At 60.7% G+C, this 19,525-nt stretch carries 17 protein-coding genes; 1 reads left to right on the forward strand and 16 read right to left on the reverse strand.

What is annotated here, in order from left to right:
- Nucleotides 1-106: 106 nt before the first annotated feature.
- Nucleotides 107-5,023, forward strand: a complete 4,917-nt coding sequence (locus tag PSH69_RS02810) for a dermonecrotic toxin domain-containing protein (RefSeq protein WP_305410973.1) — start codon at nt 107-109, stop codon at nt 5,021-5,023.
- Nucleotides 5,024-5,097: 74 nt separating this feature from the next.
- Here PSH69_RS02810 and ureC read toward each other — a convergent pair whose 3' ends face one another.
- The 16 genes from ureC to PSH69_RS02890 form a co-directional block, all read right to left on the reverse strand.
- Nucleotides 5,098-6,798 (reverse strand): urease subunit alpha, encoded by a 1,701-nt coding sequence (ureC, locus tag PSH69_RS02815; protein WP_105340433.1) that lies wholly within the window; start codon nt 6,796-6,798, stop codon nt 5,098-5,100.
- Nucleotides 6,799-6,924: 126 nt separating this feature from the next.
- Nucleotides 6,925-7,233, reverse strand: a complete 309-nt coding sequence (locus tag PSH69_RS02820; protein WP_109627750.1) for an urease subunit beta — start codon at nt 7,231-7,233, stop codon at nt 6,925-6,927.
- Complete coding sequence (locus tag PSH69_RS02825; RefSeq protein WP_305410974.1) at nt 7,233-7,766, reverse strand: GNAT family N-acetyltransferase; 534 nt, start codon at nt 7,764-7,766, stop codon at nt 7,233-7,235. Before PSH69_RS02825 ends, PSH69_RS02820 begins: the two co-directional genes overlap by 1 nt.
- Before the next feature lie 6 nt (nt 7,767-7,772).
- Complete coding sequence (locus PSH69_RS02830) at nt 7,773-8,306, reverse strand: GNAT family N-acetyltransferase (protein ID WP_019650649.1); 534 nt, start codon at nt 8,304-8,306, stop codon at nt 7,773-7,775.
- 9 nt (nt 8,307-8,315) lie between these two features.
- Nucleotides 8,316-8,618 (reverse strand): urease subunit gamma, encoded by a 303-nt coding sequence (gene ureA / locus PSH69_RS02835; protein WP_007937143.1) that lies wholly within the window; start codon nt 8,616-8,618, stop codon nt 8,316-8,318.
- Nucleotides 8,619-8,675: 57 nt separating this feature from the next.
- Entirely contained in the window at nt 8,676-9,515 is an 840-nt protein-coding gene (locus PSH69_RS02840) for an urease accessory protein UreD (RefSeq protein WP_305410975.1), read from the reverse strand.
- A gap of 31 nt (nt 9,516-9,546) precedes the next feature.
- Nucleotides 9,547-10,245 carry an urea ABC transporter ATP-binding subunit UrtE gene (urtE, locus tag PSH69_RS02845; protein ID WP_019582243.1) on the reverse strand — a complete coding sequence of 233 codons (699 nt, stop codon included), beginning with the start codon at nt 10,243-10,245 and terminating at the stop codon, nt 9,547-9,549.
- Between the two features lie 57 nt (nt 10,246-10,302).
- Entirely contained in the window at nt 10,303-11,172 is an 870-nt protein-coding gene (gene urtD / locus PSH69_RS02850; RefSeq protein WP_019582244.1) for an urea ABC transporter ATP-binding protein UrtD, read from the reverse strand.
- On the reverse strand, nt 11,169-12,248 hold the full coding sequence (gene urtC / locus PSH69_RS02855) for an urea ABC transporter permease subunit UrtC (protein WP_305410976.1): 1,080 nt from the start codon (nt 12,246-12,248) through the stop codon (nt 11,169-11,171). Before urtC ends, urtD begins: the two co-directional genes overlap by 4 nt.
- Entirely contained in the window at nt 12,248-13,750 is a 1,503-nt protein-coding gene (gene urtB / locus PSH69_RS02860) for an urea ABC transporter permease subunit UrtB (RefSeq protein WP_305410977.1), read from the reverse strand. Before urtB ends, urtC begins: the two co-directional genes overlap by 1 nt.
- A 140-nt stretch (nt 13,751-13,890) precedes the next feature.
- Complete coding sequence (gene urtA / locus PSH69_RS02865; RefSeq protein WP_007937152.1) at nt 13,891-15,156, reverse strand: urea ABC transporter substrate-binding protein; 1,266 nt, start codon at nt 15,154-15,156, stop codon at nt 13,891-13,893.
- A 225-nt stretch (nt 15,157-15,381) separates the two neighbouring features.
- On the reverse strand, nt 15,382-15,681 hold the full coding sequence (locus PSH69_RS02870; RefSeq protein ID WP_019650643.1) for a hypothetical protein: 300 nt from the start codon (nt 15,679-15,681) through the stop codon (nt 15,382-15,384).
- Between the two features lie 195 nt (nt 15,682-15,876).
- On the reverse strand, nt 15,877-16,245 hold the full coding sequence (locus PSH69_RS02875) for a DUF6124 family protein (RefSeq protein WP_105340425.1): 369 nt from the start codon (nt 16,243-16,245) through the stop codon (nt 15,877-15,879).
- Nucleotides 16,246-16,648: 403 nt separating this feature from the next.
- Nucleotides 16,649-17,659, reverse strand: coding sequence for an iron ABC transporter permease (locus PSH69_RS02880; protein WP_305410978.1), 1,011 nt, complete (start codon nt 17,657-17,659; stop codon nt 16,649-16,651).
- Nucleotides 17,656-18,603 (reverse strand): ABC transporter substrate-binding protein, encoded by a 948-nt coding sequence (locus PSH69_RS02885; protein ID WP_305410980.1) that lies wholly within the window; start codon nt 18,601-18,603, stop codon nt 17,656-17,658. Before PSH69_RS02885 ends, PSH69_RS02880 begins: the two co-directional genes overlap by 4 nt.
- The gene (locus PSH69_RS02890) at nt 18,600-19,388 is read right to left on the reverse strand and encodes an ABC transporter ATP-binding protein (protein WP_305410981.1); all 789 of its coding nucleotides are present in this window, start codon (nt 19,386-19,388) and stop codon (nt 18,600-18,602) included. The genes PSH69_RS02885 and PSH69_RS02890 overlap by 4 nt, the downstream gene beginning before the upstream one ends.
- Between the last annotated feature and the right edge of the window lie 137 nt (nt 19,389-19,525).

Consider the following 19,525-nt stretch of genomic DNA (forward strand, 5'->3'; position numbering starts at 1 on the left):
GTGTTGTTTGTTTTGTCGCTGTTTCCCAACAGTTATTTAATCTTTTGTTTTTGCAGGTATTGAATAAGCTTGGCATTCTTCTCAAACGCATAGGGATACATGCGCAATGAATGAATTGTCAGAAGGGGGCGTTTCCGATATCTCTCAAGAGATGCCGGCAGGCGCCAATGTTTATTTGAATTATCTTGCAACTAAAGTTCCCGCATTCATAAAGAAGCCGTCTGTATCAAGGTTTGTATCAACGACTGATATCAAACCCGACGTTCCCGAGTGGTACATCAAGGCAAGTGCTATCAACTGTCAATATCTCAACGAACTCATCAGTGAGCGCTGGCGGTGGCAAGACAGTCTGGATGACACACTGGGCGATTTACAAAAGGACATCAATAAGTTCGCCGAACCCTTGCTTGTTCAGGCCCTGAAAGAAAAGCTGAACCTGGATCTGGATGTTCATGCGACATGGGTACGGCTTTATATTCCGGCCCTTTTGGGTTTTGGCGTCGACACCAATGCCAGTCGGCTCAGGCAGTCAACTCTGCTGGAGGCCGCCCTCCATAACTTCGAAGACTCTGAAACCCGTGCTGGCGCCTTTCGTGATGGCTCCGGCATTTTCACTGCCGACGCCGAAGGAGCCCTGAGGCGCCATTCATTGACCATCGAAAGTTTTGCGAGCCTTTGCAGGGATCTGGATCTCGGTGCGCAATATCAGCTGCACATCAAAGGGTTGCTGGCACCTTCGGCGGTTGATGCCAAGGCCTCGCTTGAGCAGCACTTCATCGGGGCTGAAAAGGCCGCGTTCAATGAGTCAGCGCTGATTGCCTATTTAAAAAGTGATATCACTTCTTATGCGTATGGCAAGTTGCAGCAACTGCGGGACAATCAGGCAAACATCACGATGGGCAATCGCCCGTTACAGTCTCATCGGCTGACTCTTTTGGGCGTAAAGCTGTCGGGTATCGTGTTGTTCAGTGCAGTGGCTGATCCCACACGAGTAAAGCGAATCTACAACAGCCTGGTTCCGACACATCAACGAACAATGATGGAGTGGTCGCGCAAACTGGCCATTTTACCCGGGCAGGAGTTTGATCAATTCAAACTGCTCAAGGCCTTTTTTGCCAATGGGCCAAGCGGTGTGGTCGACGAGACGCTGGGCAGGAACGATATTTTCACGCAGAGCCGGCTCGATGGCACCTTGATCGCCTACGTCCCTGACGACCCTGAACATCCCTTGAAGGAATATCCGTCCTTCACCGACTTCATGAAGGAGCTGACGAGCCAGTTGCGCTCGTCGGACTATCAGCAATTCTTCAGTCGGTTCGTACCGCAAAAAGACCAGGGCAGGTTTTTCGCTCGCGTCAGGGAGCGCTTCAGCACCTTCACCTGGCAGCAGCGGGAACCGTTGGACATGGGGCCATGGTGGCGGGAAACCGCAGTGGAAAACCCCGACGCAGAGCCGATCACCCATGTGATCGAAGGCGCGCTCTGGCCTCAGCTCAGTCGATGGCGGCGCGACAAGGCCATCGCCGATGCGCGACATATCGCCGTGCCCACTGGCGATGAAGATGCCAATGCCCGCTGGGCGCGGCTGAGGAGTTACGCGAACATCGGCTGGAATGTGTTCAACTTCGGCGCAATGCTGGTGCCGGGCCTGGGAGAGGCCATGTTGGGCGTGATGGTCGGGCAAATGCTGCTCGAAACCATGGAGGGCATTGAGGACTGGAGCAAGGGAGACAAGGAAGAAGCGTCGGCGCTTCTGTGCGGTGTCCTGATCAATGCTGCCCAGTTGGCAATCATGGCGGCAGGGCATGTTTTACCCACGGGCGCAGCGGCAGCGGTCCGGCCTTCATCTTTTGTCGAACAGCTGAAGCCGGTGGTGCTCGCTGACGGCAAGACCCGTCTCTGGAATCCGGACCTGAGTCCGTATGAACATCAAGTCAGTCTGAGTCCGGATGCGAAGCCAAACGAGCGAGGCCTGTATCTGCACAACGATCAGGAATTTCTGTCGATCGGCGGTAAATACTTTGCGGTGCAAGACGATCCACTCACGGGGCAACCGCGGATTCTCCATCCGGATCGAGCGATGGCCTACCAACCGAAGCTTGAACACAATGGCGCCGGCACCTGGCATACCGAGCTCGACCGCCCTGTCGAATGGACCTCGACCGAGCTCATGCGACGGTTGGGGGCGAGGGTAGAAACGTTCGACGATGCAACGCTTGAGCAGATCCGGATCGCCAGTGGCGTCGAAGCAGATGTGTTGCGTCGGCTGCATGTTGAAAACGAAGCACCGCCGGCGTTGCTGGTCGACACGATCGAACGATTCAAGACGTGGGTGGACACGGGGACGCTGCCACAGAGCGGTCTATCGCCATCAGACAATGCCAATGTGCGGGTGCTTCAGGATGCTTTTGCACAATTGCCCGACGGCGTGGCCGAGGAACTGCTGGCCGCCGCTGACCCGGCGGATTTGCGAGTACTGGCCGAACAAAAGCGCATTGCCCTGCACCTGCGGCAACAGGTGCGGGCGGCCTTGCTGGAGGTACGTTTGGCGCGCGCCTATGAAGGGCTGTTCCTTGACTCGATGCACGCTCCTGATACGCAAAGGCTGGCGCTGCACACCCTGGAGACCTTGCCGAACTGGCCGGGAGACGTGCGCATTGAAGTTCGCGAACATTCGTTCACCGGGCACCTGCGCGACAGCATTGGCCCGGAGAACGCACGTACACGCAAAGTGCTGGTCAGTACGGACGAGGGCTATGAAGCGCGGGATGCCGAGGATAACCATCTGCGGGGTGCCGACGATCTTTTTTCATCCGTCTTGCATGCTCTGCCCGACGCCGAACGTAAAGCGCTGGGTTATGAGATCTATCAAGGCGCGACCCTCAAACGCAGTGTTCAAAATGCCCCATTGGCGCGTGACAAGCTGCGCCCGATGCTGGCGGACAATCCTCTGCGCAAGCCCGCCTACGATCCCGAAACGATGAAGTTGCGCGGTGGCATGTTCGCCCCACAGGGCATTCGACAACTGACCGGCCGAGTGACGCCGCAGGAGCGGGTCAGGGGTGTGCGCCCCGGCTGGACGGAAACCGAGGCCCAGGCTTACCTGGACGGCGGGGGCGACGACGTTACCCCGGAGCAGCGGGCAAGCGCACTGGAGGCGGAGTTCGATCGCCTCAATGCCAATTTCCGGCACTGGCTCAATTTACCCACCGAAGCGTTCAGGTACAGCCCTGCCGGCATTACCGAATGGCAGACCCGAAACTCGATCTACACAACCATTCGCCAGTGCTGGCAGCACACCGGGCCCAGGGATGTGGACCCTTTGGGAAATCGGTACGGGACAGCGCTTGATTTCAGTAACGTTCCCCTGGGGCGACACTTGGGAAGCATGCCTCTGCTGGAAGCCGATTTTCAGCACGTCACCAGTCTGAACTTGCTGGGCGCTGGAATGAACGATGCCCACGTCACTTTTCTGGTTCATTTCCCGAAACTCCGTTCGCTGAATCTCACCGGTAACCAGCTCACGCAATTTCCTCGTGCGGTGGGGCGAATGCGTGGGCTGACCGAACTGAACCTCGGCGATAACCGGATAGTGCTGGATGCCCAGGGAGCTACCTACTTGAGATGGCTCTCCCGGCTGAAAAGTCTGGATCTGCAAGGAAACCCGTTGGGGAGAGTGCCCGATATCGGTGGGATGCGCATGCTGCATACCCTGATGCTGGGTGACACCGGGATTAATACCTGGCCGGAGGGACTGTTTGCTCAACCCAGGTTCCGGCATTTCTACCTGAACCTGCAGCGCAACGAACTGACCGTTATCCCGCAGGTGACGCCCGGCTCAGCCTCCGCGGAGCTGTTGGCGCGCACGGTATTGAATCGCGACCCGCCGTGGTTGTCGGCCGAGAACCTGGAAACGCTCAGAGGTTATATCCGGTCCGTCGGCCTGGACCCCGATCGTCCGTATCCGCCTCGCGGCGTACGTGACAGTCTCGAGTGGGAGGAAGGCTTGACGCGACCTGAGTGGGTGGCCAAACAGGATGTTTGGAACAGCGTTGAGGATGAGTTCGGCTCAGTGCCTTTTTTCAACAAGATCAGGCAACTGACCCAGTCCAGCCATTTCAAGCATGACCTCGCGTTCAGGAAGGACATGACGAGCAAGGTCTGGAGAATGCTGGAAGCGATGTCCAGGGACAGCGAGCTGCGGCGCAATCTTTTTGTCATGGGCAGGGATGAGGTCACCCTTTGTGTCGATGCCGGGGCACAGCTGTTCAACGCGATGGGGGTGGAGGTGCTGATCCACGAGGCCTATGCACTGGGCAATCCGGCTCTGGTGGAGGCGGAACTGGTGCAGTTGGCCAGAGGCAAATCCCGACTGGATGAGTTGAGCCGGATTGCCCACAAGGAGGTCGCCGAGCGACTGCAGAACGGTGAGCAATTCAGGGTTGTCGATGCCGAAGGCCGAGTCTCGGGGAGCATCGATGAAGTCGAGGTGCACCTGGCCTACATGACGGACCTGGCCGAACGACTGGATCTGCCCTGGCAATCCCGTGACTTGCAATTTCGCACGCACACCGGTGTCACCCCCGAGATGATCGAAAGTGCCTATCAGCGGGTACTGGCTCTGGAAGCCGGCGACTTGTTGCGTGATTCGATCATCGAACAGCCGTTCTGGGAGACTTTCATCCAGCGCTTGAATCGAAGCGCCTTCAAAGTCTTCAGGCGTCGAATCGATGCGACGACAGAGTTTTACATGGCGCTTGATAAGCGCGCGACCGAACCGAATCTATCGGTCGAGGCCAAGGCAGCTCTCAAAGAAGAACTGCGGGTCCTCGCCGCAGAGTTGGGTAAACCGGAAAGCGCGATTGCTCCGGGAGATGTCATGACTGACGAGGCTTATGCCGCCGAGCTGGAGGCGATCAACACCGAGATGAAAGCGCTGATGAAGACCCTGACCCAGCAGGCGATGGATCGGGCGAAGCTGCAAAGGGTAGAGATTCCCTTCACGGTCGAACCGAGTCACTGATTGACCTGACAAACAACCCTACCGGCACGAAGACTGACGCCCTTCGTGCCGGTTTTTTTATACCTGACAGAATCTCAAAACAGGAAGTAACGCTGAGCCATCGGCAACACATCCGCCGGCTCGCACCACAGCAGCACACCGTCGGCCTTGACCTGATAGGTCTGCGGATCGACGTCGATGTCCGGCAGGTAGTCGTTGTGAATCAGGTCGGTTTTCTGCACCTCGCGACAGCCTTTGACCACGGCGATTTTCTTCTTCAGGCCCAGGGCCTCGGGCAAACCCGCCTCCTGCGCCGCCTGGCTGATAAAGGTCAGGCTGGTGGCATGCAACGAACCGCCGTAACTGGCGAACATCGGGCGGTAGTGCACCGGTTGCGGCGTTGGAATAGACGCGTTGGCGTCGCCCATCAGGCTGGCCGCAATGGCGCCGCCCTTGAGGATCAGCGTTGGCTTTACCCCGAAAAACGCTGGACGCCAGAGCACCAGATCCGCCCACTTGCCCACTTCGATCGAACCCACTTCATGGCTGATGCCGTGGGTGATCGCCGGGTTGATCGTGTACTTGGCGATGTAGCGTTTGGCGCGGAAGTTGTCGTTGCCTTCACCATCTTGTGGCAGCGGGCCGCGTTGCTTTTTCATCTTGTCGGCGGTCTGCCAGGTGCGGGTGATGACTTCACCGACGCGGCCCATGGCCTGGCTGTCGGAGCTGATCATCGAGAACGCGCCGAGGTCGTGCAGGATGTCTTCGGCGGCGATGGTTTCGCGGCGGATGCGGCTTTCGGCGAAGGCCACGTCTTCGGCAATGCTCGGGTCCAGGTGGTGGCAGACCATCAGCATGTCGAGGTGTTCGTCGATGGTGTTGCGGGTGAACGGCCGGGTCGGGTTGGTCGAGCTCGGCAGCACGTTGGCGAAACCGCAGGCCTTGATGATGTCCGGGGCATGACCGCCACCGGCACCTTCGGTGTGGTAGGTGTGGATGGTGCGGCCCTTGAAGGCGGCGAGGGTGGTTTCGACGAAACCGGACTCGTTGAGGGTGTCGGTGTGGATCGCCACTTGCACGTCGTACTGGTCGGCCACGGTCAGGCAATTGTCGATGCTCGCCGGGGTGGTGCCCCAGTCTTCGTGCAGCTTCAGACCGATGGCGCCGGCCTTGACCTGTTCGATCAACGGCTCCGGCAGGCTGGCGTTACCCTTGCCGGTGAGGCCGATGTTCATCGGGAACGCATCGGCGGCCTGGAGCATGCGCGCCAGGTGCCACGGCCCGGAAGTACACGTGGTGGCGTTGGTGCCGGTGGCCGGTCCCGTGCCGCCGCCGATCATGGTGGTGACGCCGCTCATCAGCGCTTCTTCGATCTGCTGCGGGCAGATGAAGTGGATGTGGGTGTCGATGCCGCCGGCGGTGAGGATCATGCCCTCACCGGCGATCACTTCGGTGCTGGCGCCGACCGCGATGGTGACATTAGGCTGGATGTCCGGGTTGCCGGCCTTGCCGATGGCGGCGATGCGCCCGTCCTTGAGGCCGACGTCGGCCTTGACGATGCCCCAGTGGTCGATGATCAGCGCGTTGGTGATCAGGGTATCGACAACCTCGGCGGCCAGCAGTTGGCTTTGGCCCTGGCCGTCGCGGATGACTTTGCCGCCGCCGAATTTCACTTCTTCGCCGTAGGTGGTGAAGTCCTGTTCCACTTCGATCCACAGCTCGGTGTCGGCCAGACGGACCTTGTCACCGACGGTGGGGCCGAACATGTCGGCGTAGGCCTGACGGGAAATCTTCATTGCAGTTCCTTCATTGATCGTTCCCACGCTCTGCGTGGGAATGCCGCCATGGACGCTCTGCGTCCGTCGTTATGTGACGCGGAGCGTCACGGGATGCATTCCCACGCAGAGCGTGGGAACGATCAGTCAGTCGAGGTCGCCCATGATCCGCCCGGCAAACCCGAACACCCGGCGATGGCCCGCGAGGTCGACCAACTCGACCTCACGGCTCTGCCCCGGCTCGAAGCGCACCGCGGTGCCGGCGGGGATGTTCAGGCGCATGCCGCGGCTGGCGGCGCGGTCGAAGGTCAGGGCGTCGTTGGTTTCGAAAAAGTGATAATGCGAGCCGACCTGGATCGGCCGATCACCGCTGTTGGCCACCTTCAGGCTGACAGTGCGTCGGCCCACGTTAAGCTCGATGTCGCCGGGCTGGATCTGGTACTCACCGGGAATCATCACTGGGCTCCTTGGAGAATCTTGTAGTAGAGGGCGGTCGGTTTGTAGCGCCCGTTCGGGTCGCAGGCGTAGTCAGGGATTTCGCCGGCGCGGGTGTAACCCAGGGCCTTGTAGAAGTCTTCGGCGGGGGAGCCGGCCTCGGTGTCGAGGTAGAGCATGCCGCGCTTGTGCTGACGGGCGGCGAGCTCCAGGGCATTCATCAACTGCTGGCCCAGGCCGCGACGACGGGCGTGTTCACGCACCAGCAGTTTCTGCACTTCGGCGCGGTTCAGCCCATTGGCTTTCTGGCACAGGTTCAGTTGCACGCTGGCCTGCACCTGTTCGTCCTTGACCACCACCCACAGCAGCACGTTGCCTTTGTTCAGGTTGTCCTGGACTTCATCGAAATGGGCTCGGGCCTGGGTGGTATCCAGATCCGCCATGAACCCGACGCTGGCGCCATAGCCGACGGCGTCGAGCAGCAGATCAATCAATCCCTGACGATAGTGCGCAAAGCTTTCAACGTTGACGCGTCGCAGTTGGGCGGCGTTCATGGGGCATCACTCCTTGTGGGGACCGGGTGGCATTGCGCCGGGGTCGAGGATCAGTTGCATGAAGGTCAGGTCCAGCCAGCGGCCGAACTTGGTACCCACCTGCGGCATTTGGCCGGTGACGACAAAGCCGGCCCGATCATGCAGCCGGATCGACGCGCCGTTTCCGCTTTCGATGGCGGCGACCATCACGTGTTTGTTGCAGCCTTTGGCGCGCTCGATCAGCGCTGCCATCAGTTGCGGGCCGAGGCCATTGCCACGCTGGTCGTTGCGCACGTACACCGAGTGCTCGACCGTGTGGCGGAACCCGTCGAAGGGCCGCCAGTCACCGAATGAAGCGTAGCCGAGTACGTTGTCGTCGCCGTCGACGATCACCAGAATCGGATAGCCCTGGGCCTGCCGGGCGCTGAACCAGGCCTGGCGGTTGCCCAGGTCCACGGCCTGTTCGTTCCAGATCGCCGTGGTGTTGAGCACGGCGTCGTTGTAGATGTCGCGGATCGCCGGCAGATCGGCGTGCAGCGCATCGCGGATGTGGTAAGTCATGACGCAGCCTCAGGCGATCGGTTGGTGAACGGTGACCAGTTTGGTGCCGTCGGGAAACGTCGCTTCGACCTGGATCTCCGGGATCATTTCCGGGATGCCTTCCATCACTTGTTCGCGGCTGAGCAGGGTGGTGCCGTAATGCATCAGCTCGGCCACGGTCTGGCCGTCACGCGCGCCTTCGAGCAGCGCCGCGGAAATGTAGGCCATGGCCTCCGGGTAATTGAGTTTCACGCCGCGAGCCAAACGCCGCTCGGCCACGAGGCCGGCGGTGAAGATCAGCAGCTTGTCTTTTTCGCGTGGGGTCAGGTCCATCGTAGAAATCCATAATCGGCAGTTAAAAAATCTTGCATCGTGCAGGGTGGGTCGTATTCAGGTGGCCCATATTCTGGGCGGAACGGCTTCGCGGCCGAGCAACGCCGGCCGAAGCAATCGCCATAAATCAATCAGCCAGCCCCGTGCCAACAGCGCCTCGCTGGCCAGGCACCGGGCGACCAACAGCCCCGGCAGCTGCGTCAGATCCCCGCGCACCTCATTGGGCAGCGAGCGGCACTTCTCCAGCAATTCACTATCAATCTCTCCGGTCACCAGCAACGTCGCAAACACCGGTTGCCCATCCAGCCCGATCGGCGAGTCCAGCAAACCGTCATCCCCGGCAATGCGCTGGCGTTCGTGCCAGAGCAACTGGCCGTCGCGGCGGATATCCAGGTGCGCCTGAAAGTGCCCGAGCTCGAAGCGCTCGCCACTGGCCGGGCGCCCCAGCGCGACCACGTCCCAGTAGAACAACCGGGCATCGCCTTCCAGATCAATGCGGGTACTGAGCTCGGCCTGAGCGGCGCTGAAGATAATCGTCTCTTGCGGCAGCCACTCCAACGTAGCACCGGCGGCCACGCGCAAGTCGAGTTTCTGATAAGCCGGCCCGGCCGCGCGATACCACTTGGCGGCGCCAGGGCTGGTGATTTGTGCCCAGGCGTGGGTGCCGACGCTGGCCGAGATGTCCAGCCGATCACCGCCGGCAATCCCCCCCGGCGGGTGGACGATGATGTGCTGACACACCTCGGGGCCTTCGGCATACAAGTGCTTCTGCACCCGCAGCGGGCCTTGATGACGGCGCTGTACCGGGCGGGTGCTGGCGCCGAAACGGGCGTAGCCCAGCTCCAGCTCGGCATGCCAGCTCGGGGTAAACAGCGCGGTGGGGAGAGGTAAATTCATATCGTCTAATTTATCGTCAGAAGGCTGCAGGTTAGATCGTAACCAGCCCGCGCACACCTTCGGCTTCCATATTTTCACCGCGACCCTGCTGCACGATCTCGCCCCGGGACATCACCAGGTACTGATCGGCCAGCTCGGCGGCGAAATCGTAGAACTGCTCCACCAGCAAAATCGCCATATCGCCACGGGCTGCGAGCTTTTTGATCACCGCGCCGATTTCCTTGATCACCGACGGCTGGATGCCTTCGGTGGGCTCATCGAGAATCAGCAGCCGTGGTCGGCTGGCCAGCGCTCTTCCGATTGCCAGCTGCTGTTGCTGACCACCGGACAAGTCACCGCCACGCCGTTGCTTCATTTGCAGCAGCACCGGGAACAGCTCGTAGATGAACGCCGGGACTTCCTTGGCCTCGGAGCCAGGAAACCGCGACAGGCCCATCAGCAGGTTTTCTTCCACGGTCAATCGGCCGAAGATTTCCCGGCCCTGAGGCACGTAGGCGATCCCGGCGTGAACCCGTTGGTGCGGCTTGAACGTGGTGATCGGTTTACCTTCCCAGTTCACCGCGCCCTCCTTGGCCGGCAGCAAACCCATCAGGCATTTGAGCAAGGTGGTCTTGCCCACGCCGTTGCGCCCCAGCAGGCAGGTGACTTCGCCGACCTTCACCTCAAACGTCAGGCCCCGCAGGATGTGGCTACCGCCGTAGTACTGGTGCAGCTTGTCGACTTGCAGCATCTTCAAATTCCCCCTGTGATCGTTCCCACGCAGAGCGCGGAATCGATCAATTGCTCATCAGCGGCCGAGGTAGACCTCGATCACCCGCTCATTGTCCTGCACCTGCTCCAGCGACCCTTCGGCCAGCACGCTGCCCTGGTGCAACACGGTGACGTGGTCGGCGATCGAGCCGACGAAGCCCATGTCGTGTTCCACCACCATCAGCGAATGCTTGCCGGCCAGGCGCTTGAACAGTTCGGCGGTGAATTCGGTTTCGGCGTCGGTCATGCCCGCCACCGGCTCGTCGAGTAGCAGCAGTTGCGGGTCTTGCATCAGCAGCATGCCGATTTCCAGAAACTGCTTCTGACCGTGGGACAACAAACCCGCCGGGCGATTGACCGAGGCAGTCAGGCGAATGGTCTCCAGCACTTCGCTGATGCGATCCCTTTGTTCGCCGCTCAGGCGAGCCCGCAAGCTGGCCCACACCGACTTGTCGGTTTTCTGCGCCAGCTCCAGGTTTTCAAACACGCTCAAGGCTTCGAACACGGTTGGCTTCTGGAACTTGCGACCGATACCGGCCTGGGCGATTTGCACTTCGCTCATCTGCGTCAGGTCCAGGGTTTCACCGAACCAGGCCTTGCCGTGACTGGGGCGGGTCTTGCCGGTGATCACGTCCATCAGCGTGGTTTTGCCCGCGCCGTTGGGGCCGATGATGCAGCGCAATTCGCCGACACCGATGTACAGGTTCAGATTGTTGAGCGCCTTGAAACCATCGAAGCTGACGCTGATGTCTTCCAGGGTCAGGATGGTGCCGTGGCGCGTATTAAGGCCGGGGCCGACGCGTTGGCCGAGGCCGATGGCATCGCGGCTGCTACCGGCATCCTTGTTGGGCTGCGGTGGGAAAAAGGCCGGTTCGAGCATGAATTCAGCCGTTGCAGTGATCCTCATTGTTCACCCCTTTTCTTCAGCAGACCGATCACACCCTTAGGCAGATACAACGTCACGACGATGAACAGCGCGCCGAGGAAGAACAGCCAGTATTCCGGAAACGCCACGGTGAACCAGCTCTTCATCCCGTTGACCACGCCGGCACCCAGCAGCGGGCCGATCAGCGTGCCGCGCCCCCCCAAGGCAACCCAGACCGCCGCTTCGATCGAGTTGGTCGGCGACATTTCGCTCGGGTTGATGATCCCGACTTGCGGCACATACAGCGCCCCCGCCAGGCCACACAACACCGCACTCAACACCCAGACAAACAGCTTGAAGCCGCGCGGGTCGTAGCCGCAAAACATCAGGCGGTTCTCGGCATCGCGCAACGCGGTCAACACCCGGCCGAACTTGCTTTGCGCCAGCCGCCAGCCGATGAACAGGCTCGCCACCAGCAGCAGTACCGTGGCGAAAAACAACACCGCGCGAGTCCCCGGTTCCGTGATGCCAAACCCGAGAATGCTGCGGAAATTGGTGAAGCCGTTATTGCCACCAAACCCGGTTTCGTTGCGGAAAAACAGCAGCATCCCGGCGAAGGTCAGGGCTTGGGTCATGATCGAGAAATACACGCCCTTGATCCGCGAGCGGAAGGCGAAGAAACCGAACACCAGCGCCAGCAATCCCGGCGCCAATACCACCAGGCACATGGCCCAGAGGAAGCTGCTGGTGCCGGTCCAGTACCATGGCAATTCGGTCCACGACAGGAACGTCATGAACGCTGGCAAGCCGTCACCCGAAGCCTGGCGCATCAGGTACATGCCCATCGCATAACCGCCGAGGGCGAAGAACAGACCGTGACCGAGGGACAGGAGGCCGGCGTAACCCCAGACCAGATCGAGGGCGAGGGCGACGATGGCGTAGCAAAGAATCTTGCCCACCAGTGTCAGCGTGTAGGCCGAGACATGAAACGCACTGTCCGGCGACAACAGCGACAGCAATGGCAGCGCCAGCAGTAAAACAAGAATCACCGCGCCAACAGTGATGGTGACTTTGGGGCCGGCTTTTTTTGTCGCGGTAACGAGCAGAGGCTGGTTCATCAGTCGATCACCCGTCCTTTCAGTGCGAAGAGGCCTTGCGGACGTTTCTGGATGAACAGAATGATCAGCGCGAGGATCAGGATCTTGCCCAGCACCGCACCGATCTGCGGTTCGAGAATCTTGTTGGCGATGCCCAGGCCGAACGCGGCCAGCACGCTGCCGGCCAATTGACCGACACCGCCGAGCACCACCACCAGGAATGAGTCGATGATGTAGCTCTGGCCGAGGTCCGGGCCGACGTTGCCGATCTGGCTGAGCGCCACGCCACCGAGCCCGGCGATGCCCGAGCCTAAACCGAAGGCGAGCATGTCCACGCGCCCGGTGGGCACGCCGCAGCAGGCGGCCATGTTGCGGTTCTGGGTGACGGCACGCACGTTCAAGCCGAGGCGCGTCTTGTTCAGCAACAGCCAGGTCAGCACCACCACAAACAAGGCGAAGGCGATGATCACGATGCGGTTGTATGGCAGCACCAGGTTGGGCAGCACCTGAATCCCGCCCGACAACCACGCCGGGTTGGCCACTTCAACGTTCTGCGCGCCGAACACCAGACGCACCAACTGGATCAGCATCAGGCTGATGCCCCACGTCGCGAGCAGGGTTTCCAGCGGGCGGCCGTAGAGGTGGCGAATCACCGTGCGCTCCAGCGCCATGCCGATGGCGGCGGTAACGAAAAACGCCACCGGCAGCGCAATCAGCGGATAGAACTCGATGGCTTGTGGGGCGAAGCGCTGGAACATCAACTGCACCACGTACGTCGAGTACGCGCCGAGCATCAGCATCTCGCCGTGGGCCATGTTGATCACCCCGAGCAGGCCGAAGGTGATCGCCAAGCCCAATGCCGCGAGCAGCAGAATCGAACCCAGGGACATGCCGCTGAACGCCTGGCCGAGCATTTCGCCGATCAGCAATTTGCGTTTGACCTGGGCCAGGCTGGTTTCGGCGGCGGTGTGCACACTGGCGTCGGCTTCGACGCCGGGTTCGAGCAAGCCTTCGAGGCGGGTGCGGGCCAGCGGGTCGCCGGTTTCGCCGAGCAAACGCACGGCGGCGAGGCGCACGGCGGGGTCACTGTCGACCAGTTGCAGATTGGCCAAGGCCAGGCTCAGGGCGGCGTGAACGGTTTCGTCTTGTTCGCGGGTCAACTGTTGGTCGAGGAATTTCAGCTGCGCCGGTTTGGCGCTTTTCTGCAATTGCTGCGCGGCGGCCAGACGGGTTTTGGCGTCGGCGGCGAGCAATTGGTGGCTGGCCAAAGCGGTGTCGATCAGACCCCGCAGGCGATTGTTCAGGCGCAGGGTTTTCGGTTGGCCATCGATGGTCAGCTCGCCTTGTTGCAGGGCGTTGATCAGTTCGATACGGGCCGGATCGGGCTGCGCAGCCCAGGTTTCCAGAAGCTTGGCTTGCTGCACGGGATTGGCCGCGACGAAGTCTTCGGCGTCGCCGGCATAGGTAGCCATCGGTAATAACAGCGCGAGGGCGAGAATAAAGCGGCAAAGGGCGGTGGGCATAGCAGGTGTCCTGTGTTGATCGTTCCCACGCTCTGCGTGGGAATGCAGCCCGGGACGCTCCGCGTCCCAAAGCGGACGCAGAGCGTCCGTTGAGGCATTCCCACGCGGAGCGTGGGAACGATCAGGCTAAGCGGGGTGAATCAGTTGCTCTTCACCGCATACTCCGGCTTCTTGTCGTTGCCCGGAATGAACGGACTCCACGGTTGGGCGCGGATCGGCCCTTCGGTCTGCCACACCACGTTGAACTGACCGTCGGCCTGGATCTCGCCGATCATCACTGGCTTGTGCAGGTGATGGTTGGTCTTATCCATGGTCAAGGTGTAGCCGGACGGTGCAGCAAAGGTCTGGCCGGCCAGGGCTTCGCGGACTTTGTCGACGTCGGTGGATTTGGCCTTCTCGGCGGCTTGCGCCCACATGTGGATGCCGACGTAAGTGGCTTCCATCGGGTCGTTGGTCACCGCTTTGTCGGCGCCCGGCAGGTTGTGTTTCTTGGCGTAGGCTTTCCAGTCATCGACGAACTTCTTGTTCACCGGGTTTTCCACCGACTCAAAGTAGTTCCACGCCGCGAGGTTGCCCACCAGCGGTTTGGTGTCGATGCCGCGCAGTTCTTCTTCACCCACGGAGAACGCCACGACCGGCACGTCGGTGGCTTTCAGGCCCTGGTTGGCCAGCTCTTTATAGAACGGCACGTTGGAGTCGCCGTTGACGGTGGAAATGACCGCCGTCTTGCCACCGGCAGAGAATTTTTTGATGCTGGCCACGATGGTCTGGTAATCGCTGTGGCCGAACGGGGTGTAGACCTCTTCGATGTCCTTGTCCGCCACACCTTTGGAGTGCAGGAACGAGCGCAGGATCTTGTTGGTGGTGCGCGGGTAGACGTAGTCAGTGCCGAGCAGGAAGTAGCGCTTGGCGCTGCCGCCTTCTTCGCTCATCAGGTATTCCACCGCCGGAATCGCCTGCTGGTTGGGCGCCGCGCCGGTGTAGAACACGTTCGGCGACATCTCTTCGCCTTCGTATTGCACCGGGTAGAACAGCAAGCCGTTGAGCTCTTCGAACACCGGCAGCACCGATTTACGCGACACCGAGGTCCAGCAACCGAACACCACCGCCACTTTGTCCTGGGTCAGCAACTGCCGGCCCTTTTCGGCGAACAGCGGCCAGTTCGATGCCGGGTCCACGACCACAGGCTCCAGCATCTTGCCGTTCACACCGCCCTTGGCGTTGATTTCGTCGATGGTCATCAACGCCATGTCTTTGAGCGAAGTTTCAGAGATCGCCATGGTCCCGGACAACGAATGCAGAATACCGACCTTGATGGTCTCGGCGGCCTGGACAGTCCAGGTCATGCCCATCGCGGCAATGCTTGCCGTGAGTGTGAAAGCCTTGATCAAACTGCGACGCTTCATTGTGCGATCTCCATGAACGTTAAAGTTTTTTATGGTTGGCAGATGCGGACGACTGAAGGCTGTTTTGCAAGGGCTGTGCCCGGTCGGGGACGGGCAAGGAAATGTCGTGTTAGAGCGGTTTCGCGGGGATTGAACGCACCAGGAGAGGACGAGCGGCGGTGCATGGTGCGCGGACGTGCTTCATTGTGGTGCTGCCGCGTGACGGCAGCGGTGATGCAAAGTTTGTCAGTTCACGCCTGGGTAGGAGTCCACATACTTGATGGTGAAGTCAGGGTAGGAGTCAACGATTTGAATCTTGTAATCGGGGTAGCTATCGACAATTTTCCATTTGCCGACAGAGTCGGGGTAGCTATCGACTTTTTTTACTTTCAGATCGGGCCAGCCGTTGTCAATCTTGACCTTGTAGTCTGGGTAAGAGTCGACGAACTGGATGTTGCCGTAAATCTTTGAGACATCGACCTTGGTATCGGCCAGCACCGAGCTGGAGCCGAACACAAGCAGCGACAGGAAAACAGTTTTCAACATGAGGCTCATCCTGAGAATAGTCAGGCGTGCATTCTAAGGGTCGATGAACCAACAATGAAATGGCTACCCCCGCCACCCCCTGCGATCGCTCACTAAGCTTTCGCAGGGGGCTCACCGGGAGCGAGCCTGCTCGCGAATGCGATGTGTCAGTCACCAATGATGCTGAAGGTGCTGCCTCCATCGCGAGCAGGGGGACTACGCCGGGTCGACGTTATCCAGCGCCCGGTTCACCGCCAGCTCGGCCAGCATGATGCTCTGTTGAATCGCCAGCGCTGTGTAGCGCTGCGGGCCGGTCAGGTCGTTGGCGAAGTCGCTGGTCAGGACACTCGCCGTGGCCAACGATTCACAGGCGTGGGCCAGGAGGCTTTCGGTATCCATATTCGGGGCGACGATGAACATGGTGCTGGGGCGGCGGGGTTTTTCGGTGTAGGGCGCCGGGGGATCGAGGTAATAGTCGAGGGCGCGTTTGATGGCTTCGCGATCCTTGAGTAATTCTTCGTTGCGCGAGGCTTCGGCGTTGGGGGTGGTGGTGTTGAAGGGTGGGTCAGGAATTAATTTGTCCATTGAAAAATTTCTCCAGCGTTGGAGCCTCCACTTGCCGCTTCTCACACGGGAAGAGGTGGCAGCTATGTGCGAGGTGAGAAGACCGGTTATGGACACCCGGCCGGACCGAAGTCCGCCCGCACACAGCCGCCATAACACATTTGCAGGCAGCTAATAGCTGGCGGCGATTATGCGTGTACAGACACTGGATGACCATAAGTTGCCGGGCTTCTCACACCCGATCACTGAGTTTTCAGCGACAGCCAAAGACTAGAGAGCCCGCTTCCGACGGACAACCTGAAAGATGCGTGGGAAAGGTCTGCGTTCTGATACATCCGTTAAACATTCAAAAGCGGAACGCGGAGCGTCCCTGGCGGCATTCCCACGCGGAGCGTGGGAATGATCACCCTGTGGGAGCGGCGAGTCAGCGCCGGCGCATCAGACCGATGAAGAACAGCCCGCCGATCGCGGCGGTGGCGACGCCGATGGGCAGGTCTTCCGGGGCGATCAGGGTGCGTGCGGCTACGTCGACCCAGACGAGGAACAGGCTGCCCAACAACACGCACACCGGCAGCAACCGCCGATGCTCGGCCCCCACCAACCGTCGTGCAATGTGCGGCACCATCAGCCCGACAAAACCAATCGAGCCGCTGATCGACACCAGCACTCCCGTCATCAGCGAGGCAATCAAAAACACCCGCAGTCGCACGGTGCGGGCATTGAGGCCCAGGGTCACGGCGGTCTGCTCGCCGGCCATCAACGCATTCAACGGCCGGGCCATGCCCAGCAGTAAAACCAGCCCGAGCAATACACTCGCGGCGGGTACGGCGAGCAATTCCCAACGCGCCAGCCCGAGGCCGCCGAGCATCCAGAACATCACCGCCGAACTGGCGCGATGGTCGCCGAGAAACAGCAGCAGGTTGGCGATCGCCATCATCACGAACGACACCGCGACACCGCACAGCAGCAGCCGATCACTGTCCAGACGCCCATGACGGTTGGCGATCATCAGCACGATCAGCATGCTCAACAGCGCGCCGATAAACGCCGCGATGGGCAAGGTCAGCAGGCCGACGATTTCACCGACATGCAACACCACGATCACCGCGCCGAGGGTCGCGCCGGAGGTCACGCCCAACAAGTGCGGATCGGCCAATGGATTGCGCGTCACCGCTTGCAGCACCGCACCGATCAGCGCCAGGCCGGCGCCCACCAGCGCGCCGAGCAACATGCGCGGCACGCGGATCAGCCAGACGATGTGTTCCTGTCCGGCCGTCCAGTTCTGCTCGCCAACACCGAACGCCTTGTGCAGCAGAATCCGCCACACCACGTCCACCGGCACCCGCGCCGGGCCGAAGCCCAGCGACACCACACACGACATCAGCAACAGCATGCCGAGGCCGATCAGCAACAAGGCATAGCGACGGTCGATCATTCGCCGTGGAAACCCTTGGCCAGGGTTTCGACCGCCAGCACGTTGTCGATCCCCGGGGTGGCCTGTACGTAAGGAATGACGATGAAGCGCTGGTTCTTGATCGCGTCCACCGATTGCAGGGCCTGGTTGTTCAGCAAAAACTGCTCCTTCTGTTCAGCGGTGACTTCGCCGTAATCGACGATCACGATCACCTGCGGATTGCGCTCGACCACGTTCTCCCAGTTGACCCGGGTCCAGCTCGCCTCGACGTCATCGAGAATGTTGCGCCCGCCGGCGGCGTCGATCAGCGCCTGCGGCATGCCCAGGCGCCCGGAGGTCATGGCCCGGTCTTCACCGCTGTCGTACAGAAATACCCGAGGCTTGTCCGCTGGCAGATCCTGGCGCACTTCGGCGACTTGCGCCTGCATCCGGGCGATCACGGCGTTGGCGCGGTCTTGCACGTCGAAGATTTTGCCGAGGTTGCGCAGGTCGTTGTAGGTGTCTTCCAGGCTCGCGGGTGGGCGCTTCATCACGAACGCGCAGGACTCGGTGAGCTCGTAGACGTTGATCCCCAGCGGTTGCAGGGTTTGCGGCGTGAGGTCACCACCGACGCGCATGCCGTAGTCCCAACCGGCGAAGAAGAAATCGACGTTGGCGTTGAGCAGGGTTTCCACCGACGGGTACTTGGCTGCCAGTTCCGGCAAGCCATCGAGGATGGACTGCATCTGGGGCGTCACCGATTTCCAGCCGGTCACGCCGCTGTAGCCGGCCATCCTGGGTTTGAGACCGAGGGCGAGCATCATCTGAGTCATGTTGATGTCGTGGCTGACCGCGTGTTTCGGCGCTTGCTTGAAGGTCACTGCGCGGTTGCAGCTCTGGACGGTCAGCGGATATTTCGTGGCCTCGGCGAAGGCATGGGCACTGCCCAGCAACAACGCGACGCAAAGCAGGGAACGCAATGTCATGGTTGGGTTATCCAGGTGATTCGTGGGTAGCCGTGCAAGGGATGGTCATCGATCAGGGCGTCGACGCCGAACACGTTGTGTAAAAGGTGTGTGGTCAGGACTTCTTTGGGGGTGCCACTGGCCACGATGCGACCGTGGTGGATCACGTACAGCCGATCGCAGAAGGCCGCCGCCAGATTGAGGTCGTGGATGCTCGCCAGCGTGCCGATCTGCAGGCGTTTGACCAGTTGCAGCAGTTCCAGTTGATAGCGCGGGTCGAGGTGGTTGGTCGGCTCATCGAGGATCAGCAATTGCGGTTGCTGGGCCAGGGCGCGGGCGAGGATCACGCGCTGCTTTTCACCGCCGGACAGGGTGGCGAAAGCGTGGTCTTCGAAGCCCTTGAGGCCGACCGATTCGAGGGCTAGGGTCGCCAGCTTTCGGTCTTCGAGGGTGTCGCCATCGAACAGCCCTTTGTGCGGCGTGCGACCCATGGCGACCACTTCATCGACGGTCAGGCCGAAGGCGTCGGGAAATTCCTGCAACACCACTGCGATACGTTGCGCGCACCAGCGGGAGGATTGCTTCCAGACGTTGTGATGGTCGAGCTTGACCTCGCCACTCTCCGGTTTGCTGAAACGATAGGCACAACGCAGCAGGCTGGTCTTGCCGCTGCCGTTGGGGCCGATCAACCCGACGAACTCACCGGCGGCCACGTGCAAGGAGGCGTCACGCAGCTGGAACTGGTGATGGCAGTGGCCGTGGCCCAGGGGTGTCCAGGCGAGGTTCGAGAGGTTCAGCGAGGTCATGCATTTCTCTTGGCGTTAACGATCGTTCCTACGCTCTGCGTGGGAATGCCTCAACGGACGCTCCGCGTTCGGCTCTGGAGGGAACGCGGAGCGTCCCGGGCTGCATTCCTTTGCTGCGCGTGGGAACGATCAATCGG

It is taken from the genome of Pseudomonas sp. FP1740 (assembly GCF_030687165.1).
GTDB lineage: Bacteria > Pseudomonadota > Gammaproteobacteria > Pseudomonadales > Pseudomonadaceae > Aquipseudomonas.

What these genes read in the sequence shown, in the direction of transcription:
- PSH69_RS02810 (WP_305410973.1), top strand. Translation starts at nt 107, where the DNA reads ATGAATGAATTGTCAGAAGGGGGCGTTTCCGATATCTCTCAAGAGATG.
- ureC (WP_105340433.1), bottom strand. Translation starts at nt 6,798, where the DNA reads ATGAAGATTTCCCGTCAGGCCTACGCCGACATGTTCGGCCCCACCGTC.
- PSH69_RS02820 (WP_109627750.1), bottom strand. Translation starts at nt 7,233, where the DNA reads ATGATTCCCGGTGAGTACCAGATCCAGCCCGGCGACATCGAGCTTAAC.
- PSH69_RS02825 (WP_305410974.1), bottom strand. Translation starts at nt 7,766, where the DNA reads ATGAACGCCGCCCAACTGCGACGCGTCAACGTTGAAAGCTTTGCGCAC.
- PSH69_RS02830 (WP_019650649.1), bottom strand. Translation starts at nt 8,306, where the DNA reads ATGACTTACCACATCCGCGATGCGCTGCACGCCGATCTGCCGGCGATC.
- ureA (WP_007937143.1), bottom strand. Translation starts at nt 8,618, where the DNA reads ATGGACCTGACCCCACGCGAAAAAGACAAGCTGCTGATCTTCACCGCC.
- PSH69_RS02840 (WP_305410975.1), bottom strand. Translation starts at nt 9,515, where the DNA reads ATGAATTTACCTCTCCCCACCGCGCTGTTTACCCCGAGCTGGCATGCC.
- urtE (WP_019582243.1), bottom strand. Translation starts at nt 10,245, where the DNA reads ATGCTGCAAGTCGACAAGCTGCACCAGTACTACGGCGGTAGCCACATC.
- urtD (WP_019582244.1), bottom strand. Translation starts at nt 11,172, where the DNA reads ATGAGGATCACTGCAACGGCTGAATTCATGCTCGAACCGGCCTTTTTC.
- urtC (WP_305410976.1), bottom strand. Translation starts at nt 12,248, where the DNA reads ATGAACCAGCCTCTGCTCGTTACCGCGACAAAAAAAGCCGGCCCCAAA.
- urtB (WP_305410977.1), bottom strand. Translation starts at nt 13,750, where the DNA reads ATGCCCACCGCCCTTTGCCGCTTTATTCTCGCCCTCGCGCTGTTATTA.
- urtA (WP_007937152.1), bottom strand. Translation starts at nt 15,156, where the DNA reads ATGAAGCGTCGCAGTTTGATCAAGGCTTTCACACTCACGGCAAGCATT.
- PSH69_RS02870 (WP_019650643.1), bottom strand. Translation starts at nt 15,681, where the DNA reads ATGTTGAAAACTGTTTTCCTGTCGCTGCTTGTGTTCGGCTCCAGCTCG.
- PSH69_RS02875 (WP_105340425.1), bottom strand. Translation starts at nt 16,245, where the DNA reads ATGGACAAATTAATTCCTGACCCACCCTTCAACACCACCACCCCCAAC.
- PSH69_RS02880 (WP_305410978.1), bottom strand. Translation starts at nt 17,659, where the DNA reads ATGATCGACCGTCGCTATGCCTTGTTGCTGATCGGCCTCGGCATGCTG.
- PSH69_RS02885 (WP_305410980.1), bottom strand. Translation starts at nt 18,603, where the DNA reads ATGACATTGCGTTCCCTGCTTTGCGTCGCGTTGTTGCTGGGCAGTGCC.
- PSH69_RS02890 (WP_305410981.1), bottom strand. Translation starts at nt 19,388, where the DNA reads ATGACCTCGCTGAACCTCTCGAACCTCGCCTGGACACCCCTGGGCCAC.